General features: G+C 61.4%; 13 protein-coding genes. 8 read left to right on the forward strand and 5 right to left on the reverse strand.

Annotation, left to right across the window (positions count from 1 at the left end; translation table 11 throughout):
• Positions 1-6: 6 nt before the first annotated feature.
• The 3 genes from VGN12_19240 to VGN12_19250 are packed head-to-tail and all read right to left on the reverse strand — an operon-like array spanning position 7 to position 7,546.
• A complete protein-coding gene (locus VGN12_19240) occupies positions 7-3,132 on the reverse strand; it encodes a multidrug efflux RND transporter permease subunit (protein ID HEY4311590.1) in 3,126 nt (1,041 codons plus the stop codon).
• Positions 3,129-6,257, reverse strand: a complete 3,129-nt coding sequence (locus VGN12_19245) for an MdtB/MuxB family multidrug efflux RND transporter permease subunit (protein ID HEY4311591.1) — start codon at positions 6,255-6,257, stop codon at positions 3,129-3,131. The genes VGN12_19240 and VGN12_19245 overlap by 4 nt, the downstream gene beginning before the upstream one ends.
• Positions 6,257-7,546 (reverse strand): efflux RND transporter periplasmic adaptor subunit, encoded by a 1,290-nt coding sequence (locus tag VGN12_19250; GenBank protein HEY4311592.1) that lies wholly within the window; start codon positions 7,544-7,546, stop codon positions 6,257-6,259. Before VGN12_19250 ends, VGN12_19245 begins: the two co-directional genes overlap by 1 nt.
• A gap of 427 nt (positions 7,547-7,973) precedes the next feature.
• Between VGN12_19250 and VGN12_19255 the strand changes: the two genes are divergently transcribed.
• Both VGN12_19255 and VGN12_19260 read left to right on the forward strand, forming a co-directional pair.
• Complete coding sequence (locus VGN12_19255) at positions 7,974-10,967, forward strand: two-component regulator propeller domain-containing protein (GenBank protein ID HEY4311593.1); 2,994 nt, start codon at positions 7,974-7,976, stop codon at positions 10,965-10,967.
• 79 nt (positions 10,968-11,046) lie between these two features.
• Positions 11,047-11,670 carry a response regulator transcription factor gene (locus VGN12_19260; GenBank protein ID HEY4311594.1) on the forward strand — a complete coding sequence of 208 codons (624 nt, stop codon included), beginning with the start codon at positions 11,047-11,049 and terminating at the stop codon, positions 11,668-11,670.
• A gap of 160 nt (positions 11,671-11,830) precedes the next feature.
• On the opposite strand, the gene VGN12_19265 is transcribed toward VGN12_19260, so the two are convergent.
• Both VGN12_19265 and VGN12_19270 read right to left on the reverse strand, forming a co-directional pair.
• On the reverse strand, positions 11,831-12,964 hold the full coding sequence (locus VGN12_19265; GenBank protein HEY4311595.1) for a prenyltransferase/squalene oxidase repeat-containing protein: 1,134 nt from the start codon (positions 12,962-12,964) through the stop codon (positions 11,831-11,833).
• A 312-nt stretch (positions 12,965-13,276) separates the two neighbouring features.
• Positions 13,277-14,902, reverse strand: a complete 1,626-nt coding sequence (locus VGN12_19270) for an isochorismatase family protein (protein HEY4311596.1) — start codon at positions 14,900-14,902, stop codon at positions 13,277-13,279.
• 397 nt (positions 14,903-15,299) lie between these two features.
• Between VGN12_19270 and VGN12_19275 the strand changes: the two genes are divergently transcribed.
• The 6 genes from VGN12_19275 to VGN12_19300 all read left to right on the forward strand — a co-directional run bounded on the left by VGN12_19275 (position 15,300) and on the right by VGN12_19300 (position 25,203).
• Positions 15,300-17,936 carry a PVC-type heme-binding CxxCH protein gene (locus VGN12_19275; protein ID HEY4311597.1) on the forward strand — a complete coding sequence of 879 codons (2,637 nt, stop codon included), beginning with the start codon at positions 15,300-15,302 and terminating at the stop codon, positions 17,934-17,936.
• Between the two features lie 101 nt (positions 17,937-18,037).
• Positions 18,038-19,705 (forward strand): hypothetical protein, encoded by a 1,668-nt coding sequence (locus tag VGN12_19280; GenBank protein HEY4311598.1) that lies wholly within the window; start codon positions 18,038-18,040, stop codon positions 19,703-19,705.
• Between the two features lie 503 nt (positions 19,706-20,208).
• Positions 20,209-21,393 carry a hypothetical protein gene (locus VGN12_19285; protein ID HEY4311599.1) on the forward strand — a complete coding sequence of 395 codons (1,185 nt, stop codon included), beginning with the start codon at positions 20,209-20,211 and terminating at the stop codon, positions 21,391-21,393.
• Positions 21,366-22,304 (forward strand): PEP-CTERM sorting domain-containing protein, encoded by a 939-nt coding sequence (locus VGN12_19290; protein HEY4311600.1) that lies wholly within the window; start codon positions 21,366-21,368, stop codon positions 22,302-22,304. Before VGN12_19285 ends, VGN12_19290 begins: the two co-directional genes overlap by 28 nt.
• A gap of 209 nt (positions 22,305-22,513) precedes the next feature.
• A complete protein-coding gene (locus VGN12_19295) occupies positions 22,514-24,199 on the forward strand; it encodes an arylsulfatase (protein ID HEY4311601.1) in 1,686 nt (561 codons plus the stop codon).
• A gap of 284 nt (positions 24,200-24,483) precedes the next feature.
• Positions 24,484-25,203, forward strand: a complete 720-nt coding sequence (locus VGN12_19300; protein HEY4311602.1) for a DUF1080 domain-containing protein — start codon at positions 24,484-24,486, stop codon at positions 25,201-25,203.
• The last annotated feature ends 290 nt before the right edge of the window (positions 25,204-25,493 follow it).

Below are 25,493 nucleotides of genomic sequence, written 5' to 3' on the forward strand. Positions count from 1 at the left end.
CCACGGCTACGCCTCGAAGTGTGGCGCGAGCGCCGGCGCCGGTGTCACCGCCGCCGCGCGGCGCCCACGCAGCCGGGCGCCCAGCGTTCTCAACAGGTCGAGATAAAGATATACGACAGGCGTGGTGTACAACGTCAGTATCTGGCTGAAGATCAGCCCACCAACGATCGCGATTCCCAGCGGCCGGCGTAGCTCGGCGCCATTGCCGGTTCCCATCGCCAGCGGTAGTCCTCCCAATAGCGCCGCCAACGTGGTCATGATGATCGGGCGGAAGCGCAGGATGCAGGCTTCGAAAATGGCATCGGCCGGTGCCTTGCCCGAACCGCGCTCGGCCTCGAGCGCAAAGTCGATCATCATGATCGCGTTTTTCTTCACAATGCCGATCAGCAGAATGATGCCGATCAAGCCCATGACGTTCAACTCGGTCTTGCACAGCATCAGCGCCAACAGCGCGCCGACACCGGCCGACGGCAGCGTCGAGAGGATTGTGATCGGATGGATCAAGCTCTCGTACAGAATGCCCAGCACGATGTACACGGTTACCAGGGCCGCCAGGATCAGCACGGGCTCATTCCGCAGCGAGGCCTGAAACGCTTGTGCCGCTCCCGAGAAGCTGCCGTGAATCGTGACGGGCAAGCCCAAATCGTGCTGCAGCTTTTCGACCTGATCTACGGCATCCCCCAGCGCCACGCCGGGGGCCAGATTGAACGAGATTGTGACCGAAGGGAAAAAGCCCGAATGCGTCACCGCCAGCGCCGTCGTATTGGTCGAGAACTTCGCGAATTCACTCAGCGGCACCTCGGCTTTGTTCGCCCCGGCGACGTAAATGTGCTTCAGCCCTTCGGGATTTTGTCGGAAGGTGGGATCGACTTCCATCACGACGTGATACTGGTTCAGCGGCAGGTACATCGTCGAGACTTGCCGCTGGCCAAACGCGTCGTACAGCGTATCGTCGATCGCTTGCTGCGTAATTCCCAGCCGTGCGGCCATCAATCGGTCGATCACCAGCGTCGCCTGCAGCCCGCGATTCTGCTGATCGGTGCTGACGTCGACCAGTTCCGGCAGTTTGCGCATCTCGCGCAGCAGGACCGGACCCCATTCGACCAGGTCGGTCAGGTTGTCTCCCTGCAACGTGAACTGATATTGCGAACTGCTGGACCGGCCGCCGATGCGCAGGTCCTGCACGGCCTGCAGGAACAGAGTGCCGCCGGGAATGCTGGAGAGCTTGCCGCGCAACCGCGCGATCACCTGATCGGCGCTGAGCTGGCGCTCCTCGAGTGCCTTAAGCGAAATGAACATGCGCCCCGCGTTCGATGTGCCCCCTTGCCCGCCGGTGAACGCGATCAGCCCTTCCACGGCCGGATCTTCGCTGACCGTGGCCGCGAACCGGGTCAGCAGATGCTCCATGGCCTGGTAGGAAGTGTTCTGATCCGCCTGGATCGAACCTGAAATGCGCCCCGTATCCTGCTGCGGGAAAAATCCCTTGGGAATCACAACGTACAAGTAAATCGTGAATACCAGGGTCAGGATCGTCACCACCATCGTGATTCGCTGATGGCGCAACACCCAGCCCAGCGTGACTTCGTAAAACTTCAAGATGATGTCAAAGACCCATTCGCTGGCCATGTACAGCCGGCCGTGCTTTTCCTCGTCATGCCGCTTGAGCAGCGCGGCGCACATCATGGGCGTAGTCGTCAGTGATACCAGCATCGATACGAAGATCGCCACCGACAGCGTTACGGCAAACTCGCGAAATAGCCGGCCCACGATCCCGCCCATCAACAAAATAGGAATGAACACGGCCACCAGCGAGACGCTGATCGAGAGGACCGTAAAGCCGATCTCCTTGGCCCCGTGCAGCGAGGCCTCGAGCGGCGACATGCCGGCTTCCAGGTGACGATTGATATTCTCGATCACGACAATCGCATCGTCGACGACGAAGCCCGTGGCCACGGTCAGCGCCATCAAGGAAAGATTGTCGAGGCTATAGTCCATAAGGTACATCACGCCGAACGTGCCAATCAGCGACACCGGCACCGCGATGCTGGGAATAAACGTGGCGCGCAAATTGCGCAGGAACAGGAACACCACCAGAATCACCAGGCCGACCGAGATAATCAGCGTGAACTGCACATCTTCGACGCTGGCTCGAATCGTGGTCGTGCGATCCATGGCGACCGTCACGTCGATGCCGGCCGGGATTTCGGCCTGCAGTTGCGGCAACAACGCCCGCACCCGGTCGACAGTTTGAATGATGTTCGCACCGGGTTGGCGAAAGACGATGATCGTCACCGCCGGTTTTCCGTCGCACAAACCCTTCGCGAAAATATCCTCGACCCCGTCTGTGACGTCGGCGATATCGCCCAGTCGAACCGGCGCGCCATTGCTGTAGGCCACGATCAGCGGCCGGTATTCATCCGCCTTCAACAGCTGATCCGTGGTGCTTACGGACCAAGCCTTCTTATCGTCCGCGATTTGCCCCTTGGGACGGTTGGCGTTAGCCGTCCCGAGCATCGTCCGCACGTCCTCGAGCACTAGCCCTAGATGATTTAACATCGTGGGATTCACTGAGACGCGCACGGCCGGCGCGGCGCCGCCGCCGACGGTCACCTGTCCCACGCCGCGCACCTGCGAGAGCTTCTGCTGCAGAATCGTCGCCGCCGCGTCGTACACGCGAGATGTTTCGTAAGTGTCCGAGGTTAACGCTAGGATCATCACCGGCGCATCGGCCGGATTCACCTTGCGATAGGTGGGATTGCTCGGCAGGTTCGCCGGCAACTGGCTGCGGGCCGCGTTGATCGCCGCCTGGACGTCGCGCGCCGCGGCGTCGATATTGCGATTCAAATCGAATTGCAGCGTGATCGACGTCGAGCCCAGAAAGCTGGTCGACGTCATTTCGGTAACGCCCGCGATTCGCCCGAACTGCCGTTCGAGCGGCGTGGCGATTGCCGAGGCCATCGTCTCGGGACTGGCGCCGGGCAGCGATCCGTTAACCTGGATCGTGGGGAACTCAACCTGCGGCAAAGGCGAAACCGGCAGCAGGAAATAGCCCAGCGTCCCGGCCAGCGTGATCGCGACCGTCAGCAACGTCGTACCCACCGGCCGATGGATAAACGGAGTGGACAGGCTCATGTCCAGTCCTCCGCATGCGACGACGGCGCGTGTCCCAACTCGCGCACCGGCTTCGGCTCGCGACGCAGGTAACGGCCGAGCCGGTCGAAGGCCAGGTAGATCACGGGCGTCGTGTACAGCGTCAACACCTGGCTGACCAACAGCCCGCCGATGATCGTAATGCCCAGCGGACGGCGCAACTCAGACCCCACGCCGTGCCCCAAGGCCAAGGGGAGCGCGCCCAACAGGGCCGCCATCGTGGTCATCATGATCGGCCGGAACCGCAGCAGGCAGGCTTCGTAAATCGCTTCGCGCGGGGCCCGGCCTTCATTGCGCTCGGCTTCGAGCGCAAAGTCGATCATCATGATCGCGTTTTTCTTTACGATCCCGATCAACAGGATGATGCCGATCAGCGCGATCACGTTCAGATCCATCCCGTACCACAACAGCGCCAGTAGCGCGCCCACACCGGCCGACGGCAGCGTCGACAAAATCGTGATCGGGTGAATATAGCTTTCGTACAAGACGCCCAACACGATGTAGACCGTGACCAGGGCGGCCAGAATCAGCAGCGGCTCGTTGCGCAGCGAAGCCTGAAATGCCTTGGCCGTTCCTTGAAACGTGGCGTGGATGCTGGGGGGCATACCCAGCTCGGCCGTGACGGCGTCCACCGCGTCGACCGCGTCTCCCAGCGAAGAGCCCGGTGCCAGGTTGAACGAGACGGTCGCCACCGGAAACTGCCCTTGATGATTCACGACCAAGGGAGCCGTCACTTCCTCGATCCGCGTCAGCGTGCTCAGCGGCACCTTGCCCGCCAGCGGCGCGTGAATGTAGATGTTGCCGATGTCCTCGGGCTTGTCCCGGAATTCGGGTTTTACCTCTAGCACCACGCGGTACTGGTTCAATTGCGTGAACATCATCGAGATCTGTCGCTGACCGAAGGCGTCGTACAGCACGTCGTCGATCATTTGCGGCGTGATTCCCAGCCGCGAGGCTGAGTCACGGTCGATCACGACGCGGATCCGGCGCCCTTCGTCCTGCTGGTCGCTCGTCACGTCGCGCAGTTGCGGGCAGGACTGCAACCGGCTGACCAACTCCGGCACCCACTCGCTCAATTCTTTCGCGTCGGGATCTTCCAAGCTGTATTGGAATTGCGTGCGGCTGACGCGCGTCTCGACGGTCAGGTCCTGCACGGGCTGCATGAACAGCGTGATTCCCTCGACCGGCTCCAAGGATTTTTGAATGCGGCGAATCACCTCGCTGGCCGTGGCATGGCGATGCTCGAGCGGCTTCAGATTGATTTGGATGCGCCCGCTGCTGAGCGTGGTGTTCGTCCCGTCGATGCCAATGAACGACGACAGGCTGTCGACGGCCGGATCCTGGATGATCACCTTGGCCAGCTTTTGCTGCAGTTCGGCCATGGCCGGAAAGCTGGTGCTGTTGGGGGCCTCGGAAATGCCCAGGATCACGCCCGTGTCCTGCACCGGAAAGAACCCCTTGGGCACGATCACGTACAGATAAACCGTGGCTACGAGCGTGGCAATCGCCACCATGAGCGTTGCCACCTCGTGCCGGAGCACCCACGTCAGCGTCGAGCCGTACCAGCGGTTCACGGTATCGAAGAAGGCCTCGCTCGCGCGAAACAACAGTCCCTGCTGCGCCTCGGGATTATGCCGCAAGATGCGGGCGCTCATCATCGGGGTCAGCGTCAGCGAGACCAGCGCCGACATGAGGATCGTCACGCTCAGCGTCACGGCGAATTCGCGGAACAGCCGGCCGACGATGTCCCCCATGAACAACAGGGGGATCAACACCGCTATCAAGGACACGGTCAGCGACACGATGGTGAAGCCGATCTCCTCGGCCCCCTTCAGCGCTGCGGCCATTGGCTGTTCGCCCTGCTCGATATAGCGCGAAATGTTTTCGATCATCACGATCGCGTCGTCGACGACGAAGCCGGTCGAGATAGTCAGCGCCATCAGCGTGAGGTTGTTCAGGCTGTAGCCCAGCATGTACATCACCGCGAACGTGCCGACCAGCGACAAGGGCACCGCCACGCTGGGGATGATCGTCGCGCTCAGGCTGCGCAGGAACAGGAAGATCACGAGCACGACCAGGCCGATCGTTAACACCAGCTCAAATTGCACGTCTTCGACGCTGGCCCGAATCGTCGTCGTGCGGTCAGTCAGCACCGTGACCGTGATGGCCGCCGGCAGCGACGCCTTCAACTGCACCAGCAGTTGCTTGACGCGCTCGACGACGTCGATAATGTTTGCGCCGGGCTGACGCTGAATGTTCAAGATCACGGCCGGCACGTCGTCCATCCAGGCCGCTTGCCGCTCGTTCTCCACGCCATCGACGACGTCCGCCACGTCCGACATCAGCACCGGGGCGCCATTGCGATAGGAGATGATCAGCTTCCGGTATTGATCGCTCGTCAGCAGTTGGTCATTGGCGCCGATCGTGAACGCCTGCCGGCTGCCGTCGAAGCTTCCCTTGGCCTGGTTGACGTTGGCCTGCGTCACGGCGGTGCGCAGGTCTTCCATGCTCAGGCCGAGCGCCGAAATCGCCATCGGATTCACCTGCACGCGCACGGCCGGTTTCTGACCGCCGCTGATGCTCACTAGGCCGACGCCCGACAGCTGCGAGATCTTTTGCGCCAACCGGGTATCGGCGAAGTCCTGCACCTTCGACAGTGGCAACGTCGCCGAGGTCAGGGCCAGAGTCAGAATCGGAGTGTCGGCCGGGTTCGTCTTGCTATAGATCGGCGGCACCGGCAGATCGCGCGGCAGGAACGTGGCCGCCGCGTTGATCGCGGCTTGCACTTGCTGCTCGGCCACGTCGATGTTCAGGTCCAGGATGAATTGCAGCGTGATCACCGAACAGCCTTCCGAGCTGTTCGACGTCATCTGGTTCAAGCCTGGCACCTGGCCGAATTGCCGTTCCAGCGGGCTCGTCACGCTGGATGCCATGACGTCCGGGCTGGCGCCAGGATAGAAGGTCACGACCTGGATCGTCGGATAGTCGACCTGCGGCAGTGCCGAGACCGGCAACTGGTAATAGGCCACGATGCCGGCCAACAGAATAGCGACCATCAGCAGCACCGTCGCCACGGGCCGCAGAATGAATGGCCGGGACGGATTCATTACGAACCTTGGGCAGGAGGACGGCTCGCGGTCTTGCGTACATCACCGCCGCGGGGCGCACTTTCGCGTAGCGCCACCTTCGTGCCCTGACGCAGCTTGTCCACGCCGTCAACGACGACCAACTCTCCGTCCTTGAGATCGTTCGTGATTACCGTACCGTCCCCTTCGCTGGGACCCACGGTCACGTTGCGAACCTCGACTTCCGAGTTCTTGCCCACGACGTACACAAAGGTCCCGTTCGGGCCCTGCTGCACGGCGGGCGTAGGCACGATGACCGCGTCATGCACCTGGTCCACCATCAGCTGGGCGTTCACGAACTGGTTCGGGAACAGCATATTGTCTTCGTTCGGAAAGATCGCCTTAAGCTTCACGGTGCCGGTCGACGTGTCGACCTGGTTGTCGAGCGCCTTGAGATCGCCCGTGGCCAGCTTGTTCTTGAAGTCGCGGTCGTAAGCGTCGACCTGCAACTTTACGCCGGCGTTGATTTGCTTCTGCACCCGGGAGATATCGTCCTGCGGGATCGTGAATACAACTGTGATCGGTTGCAGTTGATTGATCACAGCCATGCCGGTCGGGTCGTTCGCCTTGACCATATTGCCCGGGTCGACCAACCGCAGTCCGATCGTGCCTGGGATGGGAGCGATGATTTTGCAGTATTGCAATTGCAGATCGATGTTCTTGATCTGGGCCTGGTCCGCTTCGATCGCCCCTTCGGCCTGCTTGACCAGTGCGAGTTGCTCGTCGACCTGTTGCTGCGTCACCGTCCGGTTGGGCAACAGCAACATATAGCGATCGAGGTTCAACTGCGCGATCTTCATCGCGGCTTCGTCCTTCAGCAGTTGCCCTTGTGCTTGTCGCTTCATCACTTCGTAGGGGCGCGGGTCGATCTCGGCCAGCAGGTCCCCCTTCTTCACCACCTGTCCTTCGGTGAAGGCGACGTTGATCAACTCGCCATCCACGCGGCTCTTCAGCGTCACGGTGTAGAGCGCCGTCACGCTTCCCAAGCCGTTCAGGTTCAGCTTCATGTCGCCGGTGCGCGCGGGGACTGCCACGACGGGAATCGGACGCGGCGCGGGAGCCTCGACCGTCTTGGCGCTGCCCAGCAACGACCACGTCGAAACGATCTCCCAGGGAACGGCGAAGTAGGCGGCCGCCGCTACGACCGTCAGCGCAGCCAACCACAGCAGGCCGCGCTTGCGGCGACGCGGGCGAAGCGTCGGCTCGGGCGAAATGCCAGTCGCCGTTTTGGGCCGTTCGACCGGCGTTTTAACGAGGACCTTCGAGATCATACTGGCCACCCTGAACGATGCTGCGGGCACGATCGAAACGCTTGTCGCGGTCTAGACTTCACTATCCGCAAAGCGATTTGCGTGGCCGCCCCTGCCGCAGCCTCTATCCCTCCAAATAACCCACCCTCAGTATCATGTACGTAAATTCGCCTTGCGGCAATCGCAAGGCAGCAGGTTTATACCTATGCTATTCGGCATAGGGTTCAAGTGGCCACGAAATGACCACGATTTCCGGGTAGCCGCGACCATCGTTATAGTGAACTGATGGGGAGCTAACTCGGCGCGATTTAGCCGCGGAAAGCCGGCGAATCTTCATCGTCCTGGACGTTACGGCGCAGGCGGACGCGGTCCCGGAGTCATCTCAATGAGCAGCGTCGCTGTAGGCAACCAACGTTCGGGAAGCAGTCGATTATCGAAAAGTAATCTGGTGACTGCGCTCCTTGTGGTCCTCGCAATCAGCACAATCGTCCCAGGCCGGCCGGCCCTGGCGCTCGACCCCAACCGGTCGCTCTCGCAGGCCTTTCACCGCGTCTGGCAAGTTCCGCAAGGACTGCCGCAAGCCACGATCAATACCATCCTGCAATCATCGGATGGCTACCTGTGGCTGGGCACGCCTGCCGGACTGATTCGCTTCGACGGCGTTCGCTTTACCACCATCGCCGATTGCGCAGGAATCGCACCACAAAAATTGTGGATTCATGATCTTTGCGAAGATCACGCGAGTCATTTGTGGATCGCCACCGATGGTGTCGGACTGATTCGCTTCCGCGGCGAACAAGCACTTCATTACACGCGCGAAAACGGCCTTCCCTCCGACACTGTGCGCTGCGTGCTCGTGGCGCGCGACGGCACGACTTGGGCCGGCACGGATGACGGGCTCGCGCACCTCTCGAATCACATCGAGGTGCATGGCTCCGATCGTGGACTTCTGCTCAAGGACGTTCACGCTCTCAGCCAGGCATCCGACGCAACGATCTGGGCCGGTGGCATTGGGCATGCGATCTACTCCTTCGACGGCTCGCAATGGAACACCCACGAACTCGCCACGCTTCCGCAGCAAACGATTGTCCGCACGTTGTCCTGCGCCGAAGACGGCACGATCTGGGTCGGCACCTCGGCCGGCCTGGTCCGCTATAAGGACGGGCAGGAAACGCTGTATACCGAAAACGAGGGACTCGCCGGGGATTCGGTGTACTGCCTCGCGCGCGGGTCCGACGACTCGCTGTGGGTTGGCACGCGCGAAGGCTTCAGCCGCGTTTACGGTGATGAGATCACGTCCTTTGGCGCCACGGACGGACTTTCGCAGAGCAATGTCTATGCCATCTGCGAGGATCGGGAAGCCAGCCTGTGGGTCGGCACCAAGCACGGCTTGAATCAATTCAACGATCGCCGCACCGTGCCGTTCACGATGCGTGAAGGGCTGCCCGGCAACAATATCGGTCCGCTCTGCAACGGCGCCGACGGCAGTCTGTGGGTCGGCACGCTCGGCTCGGGGTTGGCCCGTTTCGACGGACGCCGCTTCACCACGCTGACGACGGCCGACGGTCTGGCCAGCAATTCGATCCAATCTTTGGCGCGCGACACGAAGGATCGCATCTGGGCCGGCACCCAGCACGGTCTGAATTGCCTCGAGGGGGGGCGTGTCACGAGAACGTACACCGAGGCCGAGGGCCTTCCGAGCAGCGTCGTAACTTGTGTTTGCCCTGTACCGGAAGGTTCGTTGTGGGTCGGCACGCCGGCTGGTATCGCCGAGTTGCAGGGAGACCGATTCGTCCGCCCGGCCGAAGATTCCCTGGCGGTGCGGTTGCCGGTGCAGACCCTGTTCGCGCAAGAGGATGGCTCGCTACTAATCGCCACGACGAGTGGAGTCTATCGATACTTCGACGTCCAGGTGGCACCGTTCACCGCGTCGCAAGTGGCCGACAAGGATGTCGCCAGCATTTTTCAGGATTCGTCGCAACACTTGTTCCTGGGGACCCAGGGCAATGGACTGTTTATCGTCGGTGATCGCCGAGTGGCGAACGTCACCATGCGGCAAGGATTGCTCGACGATGACATTGCCGGCATCCTGGCGGACGACGATGACCGGCTATGGATGGCCTCGGGCAGTGGCCTGTCCTACACGCAGCGGATTGATCTACTGAATTTCGCCGCCGGCAAGACCAAGACCCTCACCACCACGCCGTTTCGACTATCGGATGGCACGCGCTCGTACGAAGTGCAAGAAGGGGTCCAACCCTGCATTATGAAGTCGAGTGACGGGCGGATCTGGCAATCCACGACGCGCGGTTTGATGATGGTCGATCCGACGCGTCTCAAGCGCGTGCTTCCGCCCACGCCAGTCGTGATCGAGGAAGTGATCGTCAACGGTCAGCCGCGCGAACCGGACCAGATTCACAAGCTGCGTCCCGGCTCGTCGAACCTGGCCTTCGAATACACGGCGCTCAGCCTGGTCGTGCCGATGCGGATCACATTCCGCTACAAGCTGGAAGGCTTTGATAACGACTGGATCGACGCCGGCTCGCGCCGCGAGGCCTTCTACACCAACCTGCCGCCGGGTCAGTACCAATTTCGCGTCGTCGCCCGCAACGTCGACGAAAACGATTGGGAAACCGCGCAGCCGGTTACGTTCACGATTCAGCCCCACTTCTATCAGACGTTCTGGTTCTTGCCGCTGTGTGCGCTCGCCTTGGGGCTGGCCGGCTTTGGCGCCTATCGTTTGCGCGTTCGCACCATCAAGGAACAGATGCGGGCCGTGGTCGCCGAGCGCAGTCGCATCGCACGCGAACTGCATGATACCCTGATGCAAGGCTTCTCGGGCGTGACGATGGAGATGCAGGCCCTGGCGGCCCGGCTGCAACGCTCGAACGAGCGCAGCACGCTGGAAGAGATCATTCGCGACGCCGCCAACTGCGTGCGCGACGCGCGCCGGTCGGTGGCCGGGCTGCGGCACGACCCCGCGGCCGAGTCCGGTCTATCGTCCGCCATCGCGCAGGCCGCGCGGCAGTTGACCGAAACCCGCGAAGTGCGCCTCAAGCTGAATATGCGCAATTGCCCGCTCCGGCTGCCGGTCGACGTCGAGTACAACTTGCTGCGCATCGCCCAAGAGGCGATCGCCAATGCCGTCAAACATTCCGGGGCCCGATCGATCGATGTCTCGCTCGACGGCTCGGGCCGTAAGATCATCCTGATCGTCGAGGATGACGGATCCGGTTTCGCATCTCCGGCCGGCACGCGCGCCGGGCATTACGGCATCATCGGCATGCGTGAACGAGCTAAGCAAATCAGCGCGCATTTATCAATCGATTCCGAGCCGGGGTTCGGCACCACGGTGCGCGTCGCCATGGCCATGCCGGATATACCCCGCGCCGCCGAGCCGCCGGCTCGGTTGCCGACGACCGAGGAAATTACTCCCTCCTGATTTTTAAGTCTCGACCAGGCTGCGTTTCGGGTCCAGCCGACAGGTCGCCCGCCCCTCGATAACGAGTTGATACTGAACTATGGACAGCCCGATTCGCGTTCTCACCGTTGACGATCACTCCCTGGTCCGCAAAGGAATTTCTTCGATCCTGGCCAACGAGTCCGATATCCGCGTCGTGGCCGAAGCATCCAATGGCCGAATGGCCGTCGACCTGTTTCGCGAGCATCACCCCGACGTGACGCTGATGGACCTGCGCATGCCCGATGTCGACGGCATCGAAGCCACGCGGCAAATCCGCAACGAGTTCCCCGAAGCCAAGATCATCGCGCTAACCAGCTTCGACGGCGACCAGGAGATCTATCGCGCGCTGGAAGCGGGCGTGCGCGGCTACCTGCTCAAAGAGATGGTCCATACCGACGTGCTGCACGCCATCCGCATCGTCCATTCCGGCGAGCGGCTGCTGCCGGCCGAGGTGGCCGAACGCCTCAGCCGATACTTTCCGCAGGTCGCTCTCACGCCGCGCGAGGTAGAAGTTCTGACCTGGGTCGCGCAGGGGCTCGCGAACAAGGAAATCGCCGCCCGGCTGGGCACGGCCAGCGGCACGGTGAAGATGCACATGCAAAACATCCTGGCCAAGCTCGACGCCACCGACCGCACGCACGCCGTCACAATCGCGCTGGCCCGCGGCATCATCCACTTGTAAGAAACAAGCCTCACGCCTCCGGCAAACGCCTAACAGGGTAAATACACTATCCCGAAGCGCCAGCGAGGGACTTGCTTATCCGTACCTGCCGCAGAGGTAGAGTGCGTCCGCGACGCACCGTTCTCTCAACAAGTGCCCCCAGCGTGTTCGCGTCCCGCCGTTACTTCGCCTCGGCGCGGCTGTTGGCCAGCGCCAACAGCGCGTAACCGGTGACCAGGTTCGGGTCACCTTCCATCCAGCGGGCGTTCTTATTGACCCACGAGCCGTCTGGTTGTTGGCGGCTGATGATCGCCGTGACGAGTTCGTTGCGCCAGTCGTGCGACTTGCCGCTCTCGTCGACGATCGTCGGTTGGTTCATCGCCGACAGGGCCTTGGCGAACAACTGGTAGTAGTAATACAGCCCGGCGTCGGCCATGCCCGGGTTTTCGTCCAGGGTGTAATGCTTCTTGGCCCACGTAACCGCGGCTTTCACGCGCGGATCGTCCGGCTTGGCGCCGCAATAGATCATGCTCTTCAGACCGGCATAGGTCATCGAGCCGTAGCTGCGCAACCCGCCGTTCTCGGTATTGCCGGCCATGCTGCGTCCGCCGCCGGCAGGGGTGTAGTAGAAACCTCCGTCGGGATTCTTGGCCGGGAACTCGGTCGTGTTGTGCTCGCTCTCTAGGTTCTGGCAGCGCGAAACAAACACCAAAGCTCGCTTGAACGCTTCATCGTCCGCCCCCTCGCCCGCGGCCTTTAGCGCATCCAACAGGAAGTGCGTGTTCGAAAGGTCAGGTCGCTCGGCCTGACCGTAACCAGCGCCGCCGTAGGCAATGTTCGACGGCTGCACGTTCTCGGATTCGTCCAACTGGCCCGCCTTGAGAAACTTCTCGGCGTTCTTCACCACCGAGTCGAAACGACCATCCTTGTTAGCGGCCGCGAAGCACATCAGGCCGATGCACGTTTCGTAGTTGCGGTGGCGCGACTCAGGCTGATAGATGCCGCCGTCCGGTTGGACGAAGCCTTGCAGATATTTGAGTGCCTTGGCGACAACCGGGTCTTGCGCGGTGCGACCACTCTCCAGGACGCCCGCGGTGACCAGCGCCGTGACGGCCGGTCCGGCTGCCGAACTGAACGAGCCGTCTTCGGCCTGCCCCTTGGTACGCAAATACTCGATCGCCTTAGCGACCGCCTGTTCTTGTGCTTTGCTGTCGACTAGCCCAGCAGCATTTTCCGCAGCTCGCGTTGCGGTGCCGGTGACCACGGCCAAACCCAAGCAGGCTGCGGCGGAGAACGATAAAGCGACTTTCGACATGGAGAGAAATCCTTGGGGAAGTTTTGGACGGCGAATTAGCGATCGGCTGATGAGATTGGTTCGTGTGATTCGCGGTTTCGAATGCGATCAACGCCAGGCCAACGTCTATTCTAACGTTCTGCGTCGGCAGTGACGTGACCGGCCTGCTCGGGCGTTCGGACGTTCCGCTGCAGTCAGCATATTGCGTTCCACGGGAATGGTCCGGCGAAAAATGCTGGCGCGACGCCGTTTCGCGCGCCGGGCGGACAAAAACTGCCGCGAAAATTTCATCGCACGTGGCGAATTATTCGCCAACGTCAGCCCGCGCGCTCCTTATTGGGCAGCCTTCTGCGGTGCCGCGACCGTGGCCTCGGGAGCCGGTTTGCCAAGCGCCCAGAAGATACCGCCGGTCAGCAATTGCCGAAACGTGGCGAGCTGAAAATCGTCCGGCCCGCCCAGCGATGTGTAGAACACGGGCCCGCCGTGGCTGGTCTTGTTGGTCCAGGCGACCGGTTCTTCCAGTTTGCCGCCTGGAATGCGTCCCATCACGAGGGGCGTGGTCGACGCAGCAAGCGGGCTGGTTTTATAGAGCGACGATTTGACGACAAATTCCTCGCCCGGCACATCGCGCAGGATCGGATGCTGCTTCGCCGCGGCGAGGGGCCAGATCGTTGGTTCCAGATTGTTGTCGTGATGCCCTATATAGTGACCGCCCAGAACGTCGGCATCGAACTCGGCCCAGGCGGCATAGCCCTCCGGCGCCTGGTTGTCTCGCTGTGAAAAGGCGTGGCTGGCGGTGCGAATGCCCACGACCGGCTTACCGGCGGCCACAAAGCGGCGAATCATGTCGAGTTGCTCTGTCTTAGGAGTGCGGCGGCGCACGCCGACCAGCAGCGCGTCGGCCGATGACAGAACTTCGAGCCCGGGGAAGTCGTTCTTGTCGCTCGGGCTAGCGTGAACGATCGTTGTGCGAATTCCGCGCGGAGCAAGTTCCCGATCGGCGAACACCGGCAGCGTCTCCTCCATTTTGTATTCGTCCTCGCCGATCACGATCACCAGGTGCGGCCTGTGATCTTCACGGAAGTTGAACGCCACGCCCCCCAGAAAGTCACGGCTGGTAATCGTCGGGCACCAATATTTCTCAATGTGCTCGATCACTTGATCGGTGGCGCGAAAGTGATCGAGCCCTACCGGTTCGGACAGCGAATCGTGCATCGAGTCGGTCAGATCGCGCACCAAAACGACATTCTGCCCCTGGGCACACATGCGGCGAATCGAAAACGGGCGCCCCAGCACGCACATGTTCGTATGCACGCCCAAGACGATCACGTTCTCGATGCCCCGCTCGCGCATCAGGTAGAACGCTTCGTCGTTATCGGTAATGGCATCACTTTCGGCGATTTCGAGCGTGTCGATCTGCCGGCGCCAGGGGCTGCCATGCGCGCACTGGGGCGTGCAATCGCAGCGGTCTTTGGAATTGTCGAACGGCAGCGCCGGCTCGTGGCCCGTTCCGATCGGGCACCATCCGGCGTCCAGCGTTTTCATCGCCACGTGCGGCGCCTGCTGGGCCAGCTTTCGCTGCGGCGTACCTTCGTAGAACTTCATCGTGTCGCTGGGGCAATGGATCACCAGCATGCCGCGCTGCCGGGCGGCCTTCAGCACTTCGTTCATCCGCGGTGCCATTTCGGCCACCCGAGCCGTGGCTCCCTGGCACCAGTGCTGATTCCACATATCGCATACGATCACGGCGGTGCGACGTGGATCGCACTCAACTTGCCGCTCGGCGATCGCGTATTCGCCACTCGCCTTGTCGAGGGTGCGGACGCGCTCGTTGAGCGTGAATGTCGCGACCTGTGAAGGTTTCTCTTCTTTGGCCGATGTGGCGGCGACCGTAACGATCGCGGAGAGAACCGTCAGAGATAACAATTTCGCCAGCAGCAATGAACGGGGCGAATACATACGTTTGTCCGGAGCGAGGAAGGAGACGCGGGAAGGACGACGTTGATTTTGCGGTAATGTGGTGAGAGGAGCAAGCTGCGGCACAGGCTCCCGACAGGCGTCCGGGGCCGCCCGGCGGCTTGAACCGTGCCGCGCCGCATGTTCATATATGGAGAAGCGGTCGGGCTGTCGGGGGCGATCGGGAAGCGGCCCGGCCGAGACGGGCGATGAGATCGCCTGGTTGCCCCTGTTATCGGCTTTGCTAAGCCGATGCAGAACTCACCGAAACGCCCACCCCTGCCATTGATGTCCTTCCAGCCTGCCTGTGCCGCTTGTCACCGTTGCGGGCATCCGTAGCGAGGCGACGCCAACGACGGTCGCACCCACGCTCAAAAAAAAGTACGAACGAAAGGTAGATATGCTCGCAGCTCGAACATCGCTCGGGTCCTTGCTGGTCGCGGTCGCATTCCTGGCCGGCCAGAGTGCCGCGGCGGACGCTCCGCCGCTAAAGCTCGCCAAGGGGGACCGCATCGTCATCGTCGGCAATACGCTGGCCGAACGGATGCAGGAGTTTGGCAATCTCGAAGCGCTGCTCTACAGCCGCTTTCCGGAATACGACCTCACGATTCGCGATCTGGGTTGGTCGGCCGACGAGCTGTCGATCAAGATGCGCTCGCAAGACTTCCAGGATCATGGCCACAACCTGACGGATCATAAGCCTTCGGTGCTCGTGGCCTGTTACGGCTTCAACGAATCGTTCGGCGGCAAGGCCGGCCTGGCAAAGTTCGAGCAGGACCTGGAAAAGTTCATCACCGAAAGCACGACCACCAAGTACGATGGCGTCGCGCCGCCCCGGCTGGTGCTGGTGTCCCCCATCGCGCACGAGAATCTGCACCGCCGCACACTGCCCGACGGCACGAAGAATAACGAGAACATCAAGCTCTATGCCGACGCGATGGCCAAGCTGGCCGCGAAGCACGTCGTCGTGTATGTCGACCTGTTCACGCCCACGCTCAGCCTGATGCAAGGGGCGAAAGAGCCGTGGACGACAAACGGTGTGCATCTGAACGCGCATGGTGACGCCGAAGTGGCGAAACTGATCGATGCTTCGCTATTCGGTGCTCGCCCGACCGATCGCAAGATCGACATGGCGGCGCTCGATCGCGAAATCGACGAGAAGAACCTGCAGTTCTGGTACGACTATCGCGCGGTCAACGGCTTCTATATCTATGGTGGGCGGAAGAAGCCGTTCGGCGTCGTCAACTTCCCGGCCGAGTTCTCGAAGCTGCGCAAGATGATCGCCAACCGCGACGGGCGCATCTGGGCCGTGGCCAAGGGGCAGACCGTGCCCGAAACGATCGACGACAGCAACACGGGCGACTTCGTCAAGGTCGAGACGAACTACACGCAGCCGATCAATCTCACCACACCGGACGACGAGAAGGCGCAGTTCAAATTGCCGGAAGGGTACGAAGTGAACTTGTTCGCTTCGGAAAAGGACTTCCCCGATTTGCAAAAGCCGGTGCAGTTCGAGTTCGACAGCCGCGGCCGGTTGTGGGTCGTCACGATGCCCAGCTATCCAATGTACCTGCCGGGCAAGCCGGTCGACGACAAGCTGCTGATCTATGAAGACACCGACGGCGACGGAAAGGCCGACAAGCAAACCGTGTTTGCCGACAAGCTGTACGTGCCCACCGGGTTGGAACTCGGGGACGGCGGCGCCTATGTCGCGCAGCAGCCGAACCTGATGTTCCTCAAGGATACCGACGGCGACGATCGGGCCGACAAACGCGAGAACGTTTTGCACGGCTTTGATTCGGCGGACTCTCATCATTCGATCAGCGCCTTCACCTGGGGCACCGACGGCGCTCTTTATTTCCAGGAAGGAACCTTCCACCAGTCGGCGATCGAAACTCCGTACGGTCCGGAACGCCTGGCCAACGCGGGTGTCTTCCGTTACGAGCCGCTGACGTCCAAGGTCGACGTCTTCGTGTCGTACAGTTTTGCCAATCCCTGGGGGCACGTATTCGATCACTGGGGGCAGAACTTCGTAGCCGACGCTTCGGGCGGAGCCAACTATTACGGCACCGCTTTCTCGGGACAGGTCGATCATCCGCACAAGCATGGCGGCATGAAGCAGTTTCTGAAGATGCAGTGGCGCCCCACCTCGGGCTGCGAGTTCGTGGCCAGCCGCAACTTTCCTGATGACGTGCAGGGAAATTACCTGCTGAACAACTGCATCGGCTTCCACGGCACGCTGAACTACAAAATGCGCGACGAGGACTCGGGCTTCTTTGCCGACCCGGTGGAACCGTTGTTGCAATCCAAGGACCAGAACTTCCGGCCGGTCGACTTGAAGTTCGGTCCGGATGGCGCGTTGTACCTAATCGACTGGTTCAATCCGCTGATCGGCCACATGCAGCATTCGATTCGCGACCCGAACCGCGACAAGATGCACGGCCGCATCTGGCGCATCACTTACAAGAATCGTCCGCTGGCCAAGCCGCCGCAGATCGCGGGAGCCTCGATCGGCGCACTGTTGGACCTGTTGAAGTCGTACGAAGATCGCACGCTGTATCGCGTGCGTCGCGAGCTGCGCACGCGTGACAGCGACCAGGTGATGGCCGAACTCGACAAATGGGTTGCCGCGCTCGATCCCAAGGATCCCGAGCTGCAGCATCATCTGCTCGAAGCGTTGTGGGTGCATCAGCAGCACGACGCCGTGGACACCGCTCTTTTGAAGAAAGTGTTGCGCTCGCCCGAACCGCGAGCCCGGGCGGCCGCCACGCGGGTGCTCTGCTACTGGCGCGATCGGGTTGAAGAACCGCTCGAGCTGTTGCGAGTCCAGGCGAACGACGAGAATCCACGCGTCCGGCTCGAAGCAGTTCGAGCAGCCAGTTTCTTCCACGATCCGAAGGCCACGGAAGTGGCGCTCGAGTCGCTCGCTCATCCGCAGGACGGCTACCTGGAATACACGCTGAAAGAGACGCTCGACACGCTCGAGCGTCGCGCGAAGCAGGCCGAAACCAACGGCAGCGCGCAGGCGGGGCAGTGATTCGGATGAGTCGATTGCCTTCCGTTCTATGGTTCGCAGTTGCACTGGGCAGCGCGATGCTTGTCGCGCCGTCGCCGTCTCGCGGACAGGATGCCGGTGCGATGGTGCGATTGCTGAAAAGCGGTCGGCTGCCGCCCGAGCGCGTCGGCAGCGTGTTGAAGCTGGTCTGCGACCGCGGCAACGAGCAAGACCTGGCGTATGTCTATGAGCAGGCCGCGAAGCCGGATGGGCTCTCGGCGGAACTGCGGCGTCAGGCGCTCGAAGGGCTTGCCACGGCGGCGCAAACGCGCAAGTTGAAGCCGCCGGTAGCCGCCGAAGGACTGTTGCAACTGATGAACGATCGCGATCCGGCCACGGCGCGGGCCGCCGTGCGACTGGCCGCGGCCTGGCAATTGCCGGGTTTGGCTGCGCCGCTGTCGGCGCGGCTGCTGGATGCGCAGACCACGGATGAATCGCGCCGGCTGGCACTCGAAGCGCTATTGGCGATCGGTGGTCAGCCCGCCCGCGACACGGCCGACAAATTGCTCGCCGCTGACAATCCTCGTCTGCGGGCTTACGGTGTAGCACTGTTGGCGGGCATTGATTTACCGGCGGCGGCCACGGACGCAGCGAAGCTGCTGGAAGACCCGAAGACCGGCGCCAACGTAGATGTGCTCGTCGACGCGCTATTGGACCGGCAGGGAGGGACCGAAAAGTTGGCCGCGGCCTTGGCCACGACGCAACTGCCGACCGATAACGCCAAGCTCGCTTTGCGGCACATGTATCTGGCGGGCCGCAGCGATCCGCAATTGGCCGACGTCTTGAGCAAGGCCGCTGGGCTTGATATCGAAAAGCCGCCCCCGACGCTCGACGAACTGAAAGTCATGGCGGCCGAAGTCCTCGCCAAGGGGAACGCCGCGCGGGGCGAGGCCATCTTTCGCCGTGCCGATCTGGGCTGCATGAAATGCCACTCCGTGAGCGGCGCCGGAGGGGACGTGGGACCGGACCTCAGTCCGGTGGGGGCGACCGGGCCGGTGGATTACGTGATCACGTCGATTCTGCATCCCGATCTGAGCATCAAGGAAAGCTTTCTCACACGCAACTTCATTACCTCGGACGGCATGTTCCACCAGGGCATCGTCGTCGATCGAGATGATAATCGTGTCATTGTCAAAGATGCCACCGGACGCCGCGTCACGATCCCCGCGGCCGACATCGACGAGGAATCGGAGGGCAAATCGCTGATGCCCAAGGGGCTGGCCGCGTTCCTGACGCATACCGAGTTCATGGACCTGGTCCGCTTCGTGGGCGAGTTGGGCAGGGCCGGCCCTTACGCCGTGCGCTCGCAGCCTACGATTCAACGTTGGCGCTATTTGAACGAAACGCCGCCGGCGTTGGCTGCCGGCGTCCCCGACGCGAACGTCTTTGCCGCGCGTATCGCCGGCGCCGAGCCAACCGCCTGGCTGCCCGCCTACGGACGCGTCGATGGCACGCTACCACTTGCGGAGTTGACGACCGACGCGCGGAAGGTACTTTATTTGAGCGCTAACGTCGATGTCACCGAGCCAGGAGACGTGGAGATCAAGCTCAACGATCCACGCGGCATAGCGGTGTGGATCGATGGCAGCCCCCTGCCGGCCGACGGTTCGCAAAAAGCGACTCTCGCCCGGGGGCCGCACACGATCGTGCTGCGGGTCGATACGGCCGAGCGCGGCGCGAAAGACCTGCGGGCCGTGGTCGACAAGCCGGCCGGTTCGACGGCCGCTTACACCGTGGTCGGCGGGCCGTAAGGCGACCGCCCAGTCCGCGAATGTAAATCTTATTAGCGAATCTCAGGAATTGAATTGACCAGCGATTCTGACTTCCCTATGATCCGGGAAGGTTGGGAAGAGGCGCCCGGCCAGACGTAAAAATCGGGTATCGCTACTGAGCCGGATTCTTTTAAGCGGCGCAAGCGCATGCAAATGCGCTTGGACGATCGCTTTCTGTGACACAGTGCTTCTGTGACACGGTGCCACTCTGCGGCGCACGTTGTGATGTCAACGCGCGGATGCTGAGCGGCGCGACACTTCCGTCCCGCATTTTTCTGGGGCGGCTATTCATCGCGATATATGTCTTTTTATTCGTCGATTTTTTTCTGCATGGCAATTCGTCATGCGATTACGGGCGGTCAATTCATGGCGTTTCAACGGTCGGCAGCGGACGAACAAGTGATTGCGAGATCACGCGGCGCTGCCCACCACATTTATCGGGACGAGCAATCATTTATGTCATCGAAACGGGAGCAGTGATCATGGCAGCTTTTCATTATCGAGCCAGAACGGTTTTTCTGGCGATCACGTTGGCAGTCACTTTGGTGGGATCGTTTGCGCAATGTGCAAGCGCCGTGCAACTGAACACAGGGGACATTGTCATTTCGGCCGACATCGGCCCGACATCGGGCGGAGAGGACTACGGCTTGATGCGCGTCGATCCGGTGACCGGCGATCGCACGATCATTTCCGACGCGACGCACGGCAGCGGGCCAGCGTTTGATTTTAGTACTCTCGGAATATCGTCGGTTTCGCGCATGGCCGGCGGGCAATTGCTCGTTGCAGCCGGGAATGGGTTGTTCTCGGTCGATCCGGCGACCGGGGACCGCACCATGATCAACGCTCGCCCCACGGCCGGCGCCATTCAGGTCGGCAATCAGATTTATGCCGTTGATGGGGAGAACCTGTTTCGCGTCGATCCGACGACCGGCAACTCGACGAATCTTGGTCTCGACTACGACGCAACCTATTCTTTGGCCTTTGCCAACGGGGAGCTGTACACACCGATCCGAGGCGGCGTGATCAGCTATTCACTTTCCGGAGATTACCTCGCGAGTTTTCCGTCGTTCGAATTTACGGGCGCGATGACCGCCACGTCCGATGGAAATCTGATCATGGGAAGTGCGTCGCTGATCTTGAACGGGGGTACGGCGTCCGTCGTCAGTTTGAATCCCAATATCCCCGACCCGACCTATTCTGATGTTCATGGGCTTCCTGCTGGAGTGACTTCAATTAACACCGTTACGGGACTCGGCGTGTCGCCGAGCGGTGCGGTTTGGGTTGCAAACATCCTTTACACCCAAAAACGCACCGGAGAGGTGCTCGGTATCGATCCGACGACCGGCGTAGTAACAACCCTTTCCGACGCCACGCACGGCGCAGGGCCAACGTTCGTCCAGCCGTATGGCCTGACGGTCGTGCCCGAGCCGGGATCTTTTATCCTCGCGCTTGTCGCTGGCGTGTCGCTGATTGCGCTGCGCCGGAAGAGATGGCGACCGGAACCAAAACTACCAACCATTCGTCATTCAAATTCTCATTTCTTCTTCGAGGCAGAGCAGGAATCATGGCAAGTTTTCATTGTCAGCTTGTGCGGATTCTTTTCGGAACGACGTTCGTCATCGTCTTGGCGTGCTTGCTCGTGCGATGCGCCAGCGCCGTCCAATTGAACGCCGGTGACATCGTCATCTCGGCTGACATCGGTCCGACATCGGGGGGCGAGGATTACGGCTTGATGCGCGTCGACCCCGCTACTGGCGATCGGACGATCATTTCCGATGCCACGCATGGTAGTGGGCCGCAGTTCGATTTCAGTGAGGCTCCGACCGGCGGACCACCCTCGGGCGTCTCACGCATGGCGGGCGGACAACTGCTCGTTTCGGCGACGAACGGACTGTTCTCGGTCGACCCGGCGACAGGCGACCGCACGCAGATCACTTCGCGCCCGGCGGCCGATGCCATTCAGGTCGGTAATCAGATCTATGCGGTCGATGGGTCCGAGCTGTTCCGCGTCGATCCCACCACAGGTAACGCGACAAACCTGGCCAGCTTAGGTGGCAACGCTGGTGCCCTGCTCTATACCGATGGTTTGCTGTTTACGTCCGGCCCGGGCAGCTTTGAAAGCTATTCGCTAACCGGAAACTTCGTCGGCAGCTATCTTTCGACGACCGTGGTTTACTCGATGGCGGCCACCTCAGACGGCAACATATTGTTTGGCACCCCATCCGCCAGTATTGCTGGGACGGCCGTCGGTAGCTTCAACCCGAACGTCCCTGATCCCTTCGACTACCATTCGATCTCATCTGGTACAGGAGCACCCATCGGGGCGGTGCCAGGGCTCGGCGTCGCGCCCAGCGGCATCGTGTGGGCCGCGAACGTTCTCTTTACCACGAGGGCTACCGGCAACGTGCTCGATATCGATCCCACGACCGGCAATCGATCGATCCTCTCCGACGCCACGCACGGCGCCGGGCCGACGTTCGTCGCGCCGTACGGCCTGACGGTCGTGCCCGAGCCGGGATCGTTCGTACTCGCGGCCGTCGGTGGCTTTGTGCTACTCGCATTGCGCCGAAGGAAATAGCGAACGCCGTCGCGTCGTCGGGTATCGGGTGCCTCAAACGCCGATTTGATATGATTCCCGCTGATCTGGATTAGTAATCCCAAGCGTCGTCCGGACCTTGGCATCGTCAACCGCGCCTGACCGTCACTCGTTGACCCTTCGTGTCTGACGATTGATACTAGTGGTCGAACTCCGACGGTTCCTTCGACGTCATTCCTGTGAGACGGTCCATGTTCCTTAATTCCGTCGTCGGTCGTTTTGGCCGACATTGGCTAAGCGGACTTTCTATTCCGATCATCGTCTGTATCGGCGCAATCATCTCGATAGCCGGTATTTCGCAGGCCAATTCGGCGGAGCCTGCGCGTCGACCGAATATCGTGTTGATTCTGGCCGACGACCTCGGTTGGTCGGACCTGGGATGCTATGGCTCAGAGATCGCGACGCCGAATATCGATCGGCTGGCCGCGAATGGAACGCGCTTCACGCAGTTTTACAACGCGGCCCGTTGTTGCCCGACCCGGGCGGCGCTGCTGACCGGCCTTTATCCGCACGTCGCCGGCGTGGGGCACATGCTGCAAGACTGGCACCCGCCCAGCTACACGCACAGCATTCTTCCCCAGACCGTGACCGTCGCACAATTGCTGCATGCCGCCGGTTATCGCACGTACCACGTCGGCAAATGGCACGTCGGCGGCGCGGACAATGGCAACCGGCCGAATCATCCAATGAACCGCGGCTTCGACCATGCTTACGGCACCGGGGGCGGCGGCGGCTACTTTGATCCGAATCCCTTGTACATGGATCGCGAGTACATCAAGGCGGGCGAGAACTACTACGTCACGGACGCGTTTTCTGATAACGCTGTGAAGTTTCTCGACGATCATGGCCGCGACAACAAAGACGATCCGTTCTTTTTGCACCTCTGCTACACGGCGCCTCACTTTCCGCTGCACGCCAAGCCTGAGGATATTGCCAAGTATCGCGGCCATTACCGCGGCGGCTGGGACCGCTTGCGCGAGCAGCGTTTTGCGCGGCAAAAGGAGATAGGGCTCCTCTCGCCCGAGACAAAACTGTCGCGGCGCGATCCCGTCGCGAAGGCCTGGGACGATCTATCCGAAGCCGATCGCGACGAATGGGATCTGCGGATGGCTGTCTACGCCGCTATGATCGATTGCATGGACCAGGGCGTGGGGCGCGTCATGCAGGCGGTCGATCGACTCGGCGCGCGCGAGAACACGCTCGTGCTGTTCATGTCCGACAATGGCGCCAGTGCCGAGGCGCTCAACTCGTGGCCGAATGCCGGCCGAGGCCACAATCCGGGCACGCCGGTCGGTGCGCCCGGCTCGCATCGCTGCCTCGAGATCGGTTGGGCCAGCGCCGCGAATACTCCTTTCCGCATGCACAAGATGTGGGATCACGAAGGGGGCATTTCGACGCCGCTCGTGGCATGCTGGCCGGCAGGCATAGCCGCGCGCGGCACGCTGACCAGCGAGGTCGGCCACGTGATTGACCTGATGCCCACACTGTTGGAAGTGGCTGGCACGAGCTATCCCGAACAATTCGGCGACCACAAACCGCCGCCCCTTTCAGGGCAGAGTCTGGCCAAGGCTTTGGCGGGCGAAGAGGCCGCTCCTCGCACGCTGGCCTGGGAGCACGAGGGAAACCGCGCGATCCGCGTCGGCGACTGGAAGCTGGTGGCCGAGTTCCGCGGTCCGTGGGAGCTGTACAATCTGGTCGACGATCGGTCCGAGACGAACAATCGCGCTGCGACCGAGCCCGAACGGGTCAAAGAACTGACCGCGGCCTGGCAAGCGTGGGCCGACCAGGTAGGAGTCGTGCCGTGGGAAGAATTGCCCGGCGCGAACTACAAACCCTCGCCCGGCTACAGCCGCAAGAGCGAATATGTGGCGCCGTAAGTCGCAGTAGTTCCTGACAAACAACGGCACGCTTATTCGCCTGCAAGCGTTGCCATAGAGCCAACACACTAGCCCGAAGCGCAGCAAGGTTTTTTTGTTGGCTGTGGAGAAGCACGGCACCGCGCGGGCGCGGTTCGCGCCAATACCTGTGACATGCATCGCGTTGCGGATGCACACCGGCCGGGTTATGCTTCGCCGAGCTAAGCGCGCCGTCGTTTGGACAGTCTCGCTTTTGTGATCTTTGCACCTGATTCGATCATCGCACTCGGACGAGGACTCCCCTGATGCATCGCCCGCTTTGTTTCGTATTGCTATTTGCTTGTTGTGGCCTGCTTCCGCTAACGTGTGCTGCCGAAGAACCGGTTACGAAAGCCACGATCGACGGCGTCGGGCCCGGCTGGCGCGAGCTGGGCGAGGCGGATTTTGTCAACGTGAATTGCAACGCCGACACCTGGACCTGGAAGGACGGCGTCGCGCACTGCACGGGACAGCCGGTCGGTGTCATCCGCACGCAAAAGACGGTCACGAATTTCGAACTGGTCGCCCAGTGGCGGCATCTGAAGTCGGCCGGAAATTCCGGGATTTTCGTGTGGACCATTCCCGCCTCGCTCGAGAACCTGAAGCCGGGCAGCCTGCCGCAGGGAATCGAAGTGCAAGTGCTGGATCACGGCTACAAAACGCAGTACGAAGCGCAAAACAAGAAGAAAGCCGACTGGTTCACAACCAACGGCGACGTGTTTCGCGTCGGCCAGGCCAAGCTCACGCCGTTTCCGCCGATCTCACCTGACGGATCGCGCAGCTTTCCCCGCAAGGAGCTGAGCAAGGGAATCAACGAATGGAATCACTACTACGTCCGCGCGATCAACGGCGAAGTGCGCCTGTGGGTCAACGGCGAAGAAGTATCCGGCGGCTCGGGTGCCGACCCGCGCACAGGCTACCTCTGTCTTGAATCAGAAGGCTCCCCCGTCGAATTCCGAAACCTGCGCATCCGCGAGTTGCCGTAACGGGAAAGTTGCCATTAGTTAGTTGCCAGAAGTCAGTAGTCAGTAAATTCTCGCGTACCGCTCGCGTTTTAGTTCCGACTACCAGCTACTGTCTACCCACTACCAGCTACTTCTTCGTCACTGCCCTCTTCACTGCCGACTGCCCACGAATTTTTCCTCTAGAAATTAGGCCAGCGTTTGTGGCATAGTCGTGCTTAGCCGATTTCGGCCTGAGGGCCGATTGGATTGTTAACGACGTTCGGCGGCAAATGGGTCTAGTTCTTGCCCTGTCGCCCGTCCCGAGGACCTGG

The sequence above is a fragment of the Pirellulales bacterium genome (assembly GCA_036499395.1).
Taxonomy (GTDB): Bacteria; Planctomycetota; Planctomycetia; order Pirellulales; family JACPPG01; genus JACPPG01.

Coding starts and splice junctions, on each gene's coding strand:
- VGN12_19265 (HEY4311595.1), bottom strand. CDS start 12,964: ATGTCGAAAGTCGCTTTATCGTTCTCCGCCGCAGCCTGCTTGGGTTTG.
- VGN12_19280 (HEY4311598.1), top strand. CDS start 18,038: ATGGTGCGATTGCTGAAAAGCGGTCGGCTGCCGCCCGAGCGCGTCGGC.
- VGN12_19275 (HEY4311597.1), top strand. CDS start 15,300: ATGCTCGCAGCTCGAACATCGCTCGGGTCCTTGCTGGTCGCGGTCGCA.
- VGN12_19270 (HEY4311596.1), bottom strand. CDS start 14,902: ATGTATTCGCCCCGTTCATTGCTGCTGGCGAAATTGTTATCTCTGACG.
- VGN12_19250 (HEY4311592.1), bottom strand. CDS start 7,546: ATGATCTCGAAGGTCCTCGTTAAAACGCCGGTCGAACGGCCCAAAACG.
- VGN12_19260 (HEY4311594.1), top strand. CDS start 11,047: ATGGACAGCCCGATTCGCGTTCTCACCGTTGACGATCACTCCCTGGTC.
- VGN12_19295 (HEY4311601.1), top strand. CDS start 22,514: ATGTTCCTTAATTCCGTCGTCGGTCGTTTTGGCCGACATTGGCTAAGC.
- VGN12_19285 (HEY4311599.1), top strand. CDS start 20,209: ATGGCAGCTTTTCATTATCGAGCCAGAACGGTTTTTCTGGCGATCACG.
- VGN12_19245 (HEY4311591.1), bottom strand. CDS start 6,257: ATGAATCCGTCCCGGCCATTCATTCTGCGGCCCGTGGCGACGGTGCTG.
- VGN12_19300 (HEY4311602.1), top strand. CDS start 24,484: ATGCATCGCCCGCTTTGTTTCGTATTGCTATTTGCTTGTTGTGGCCTG.
- VGN12_19240 (HEY4311590.1), bottom strand. CDS start 3,132: ATGAGCCTGTCCACTCCGTTTATCCATCGGCCGGTGGGTACGACGTTG.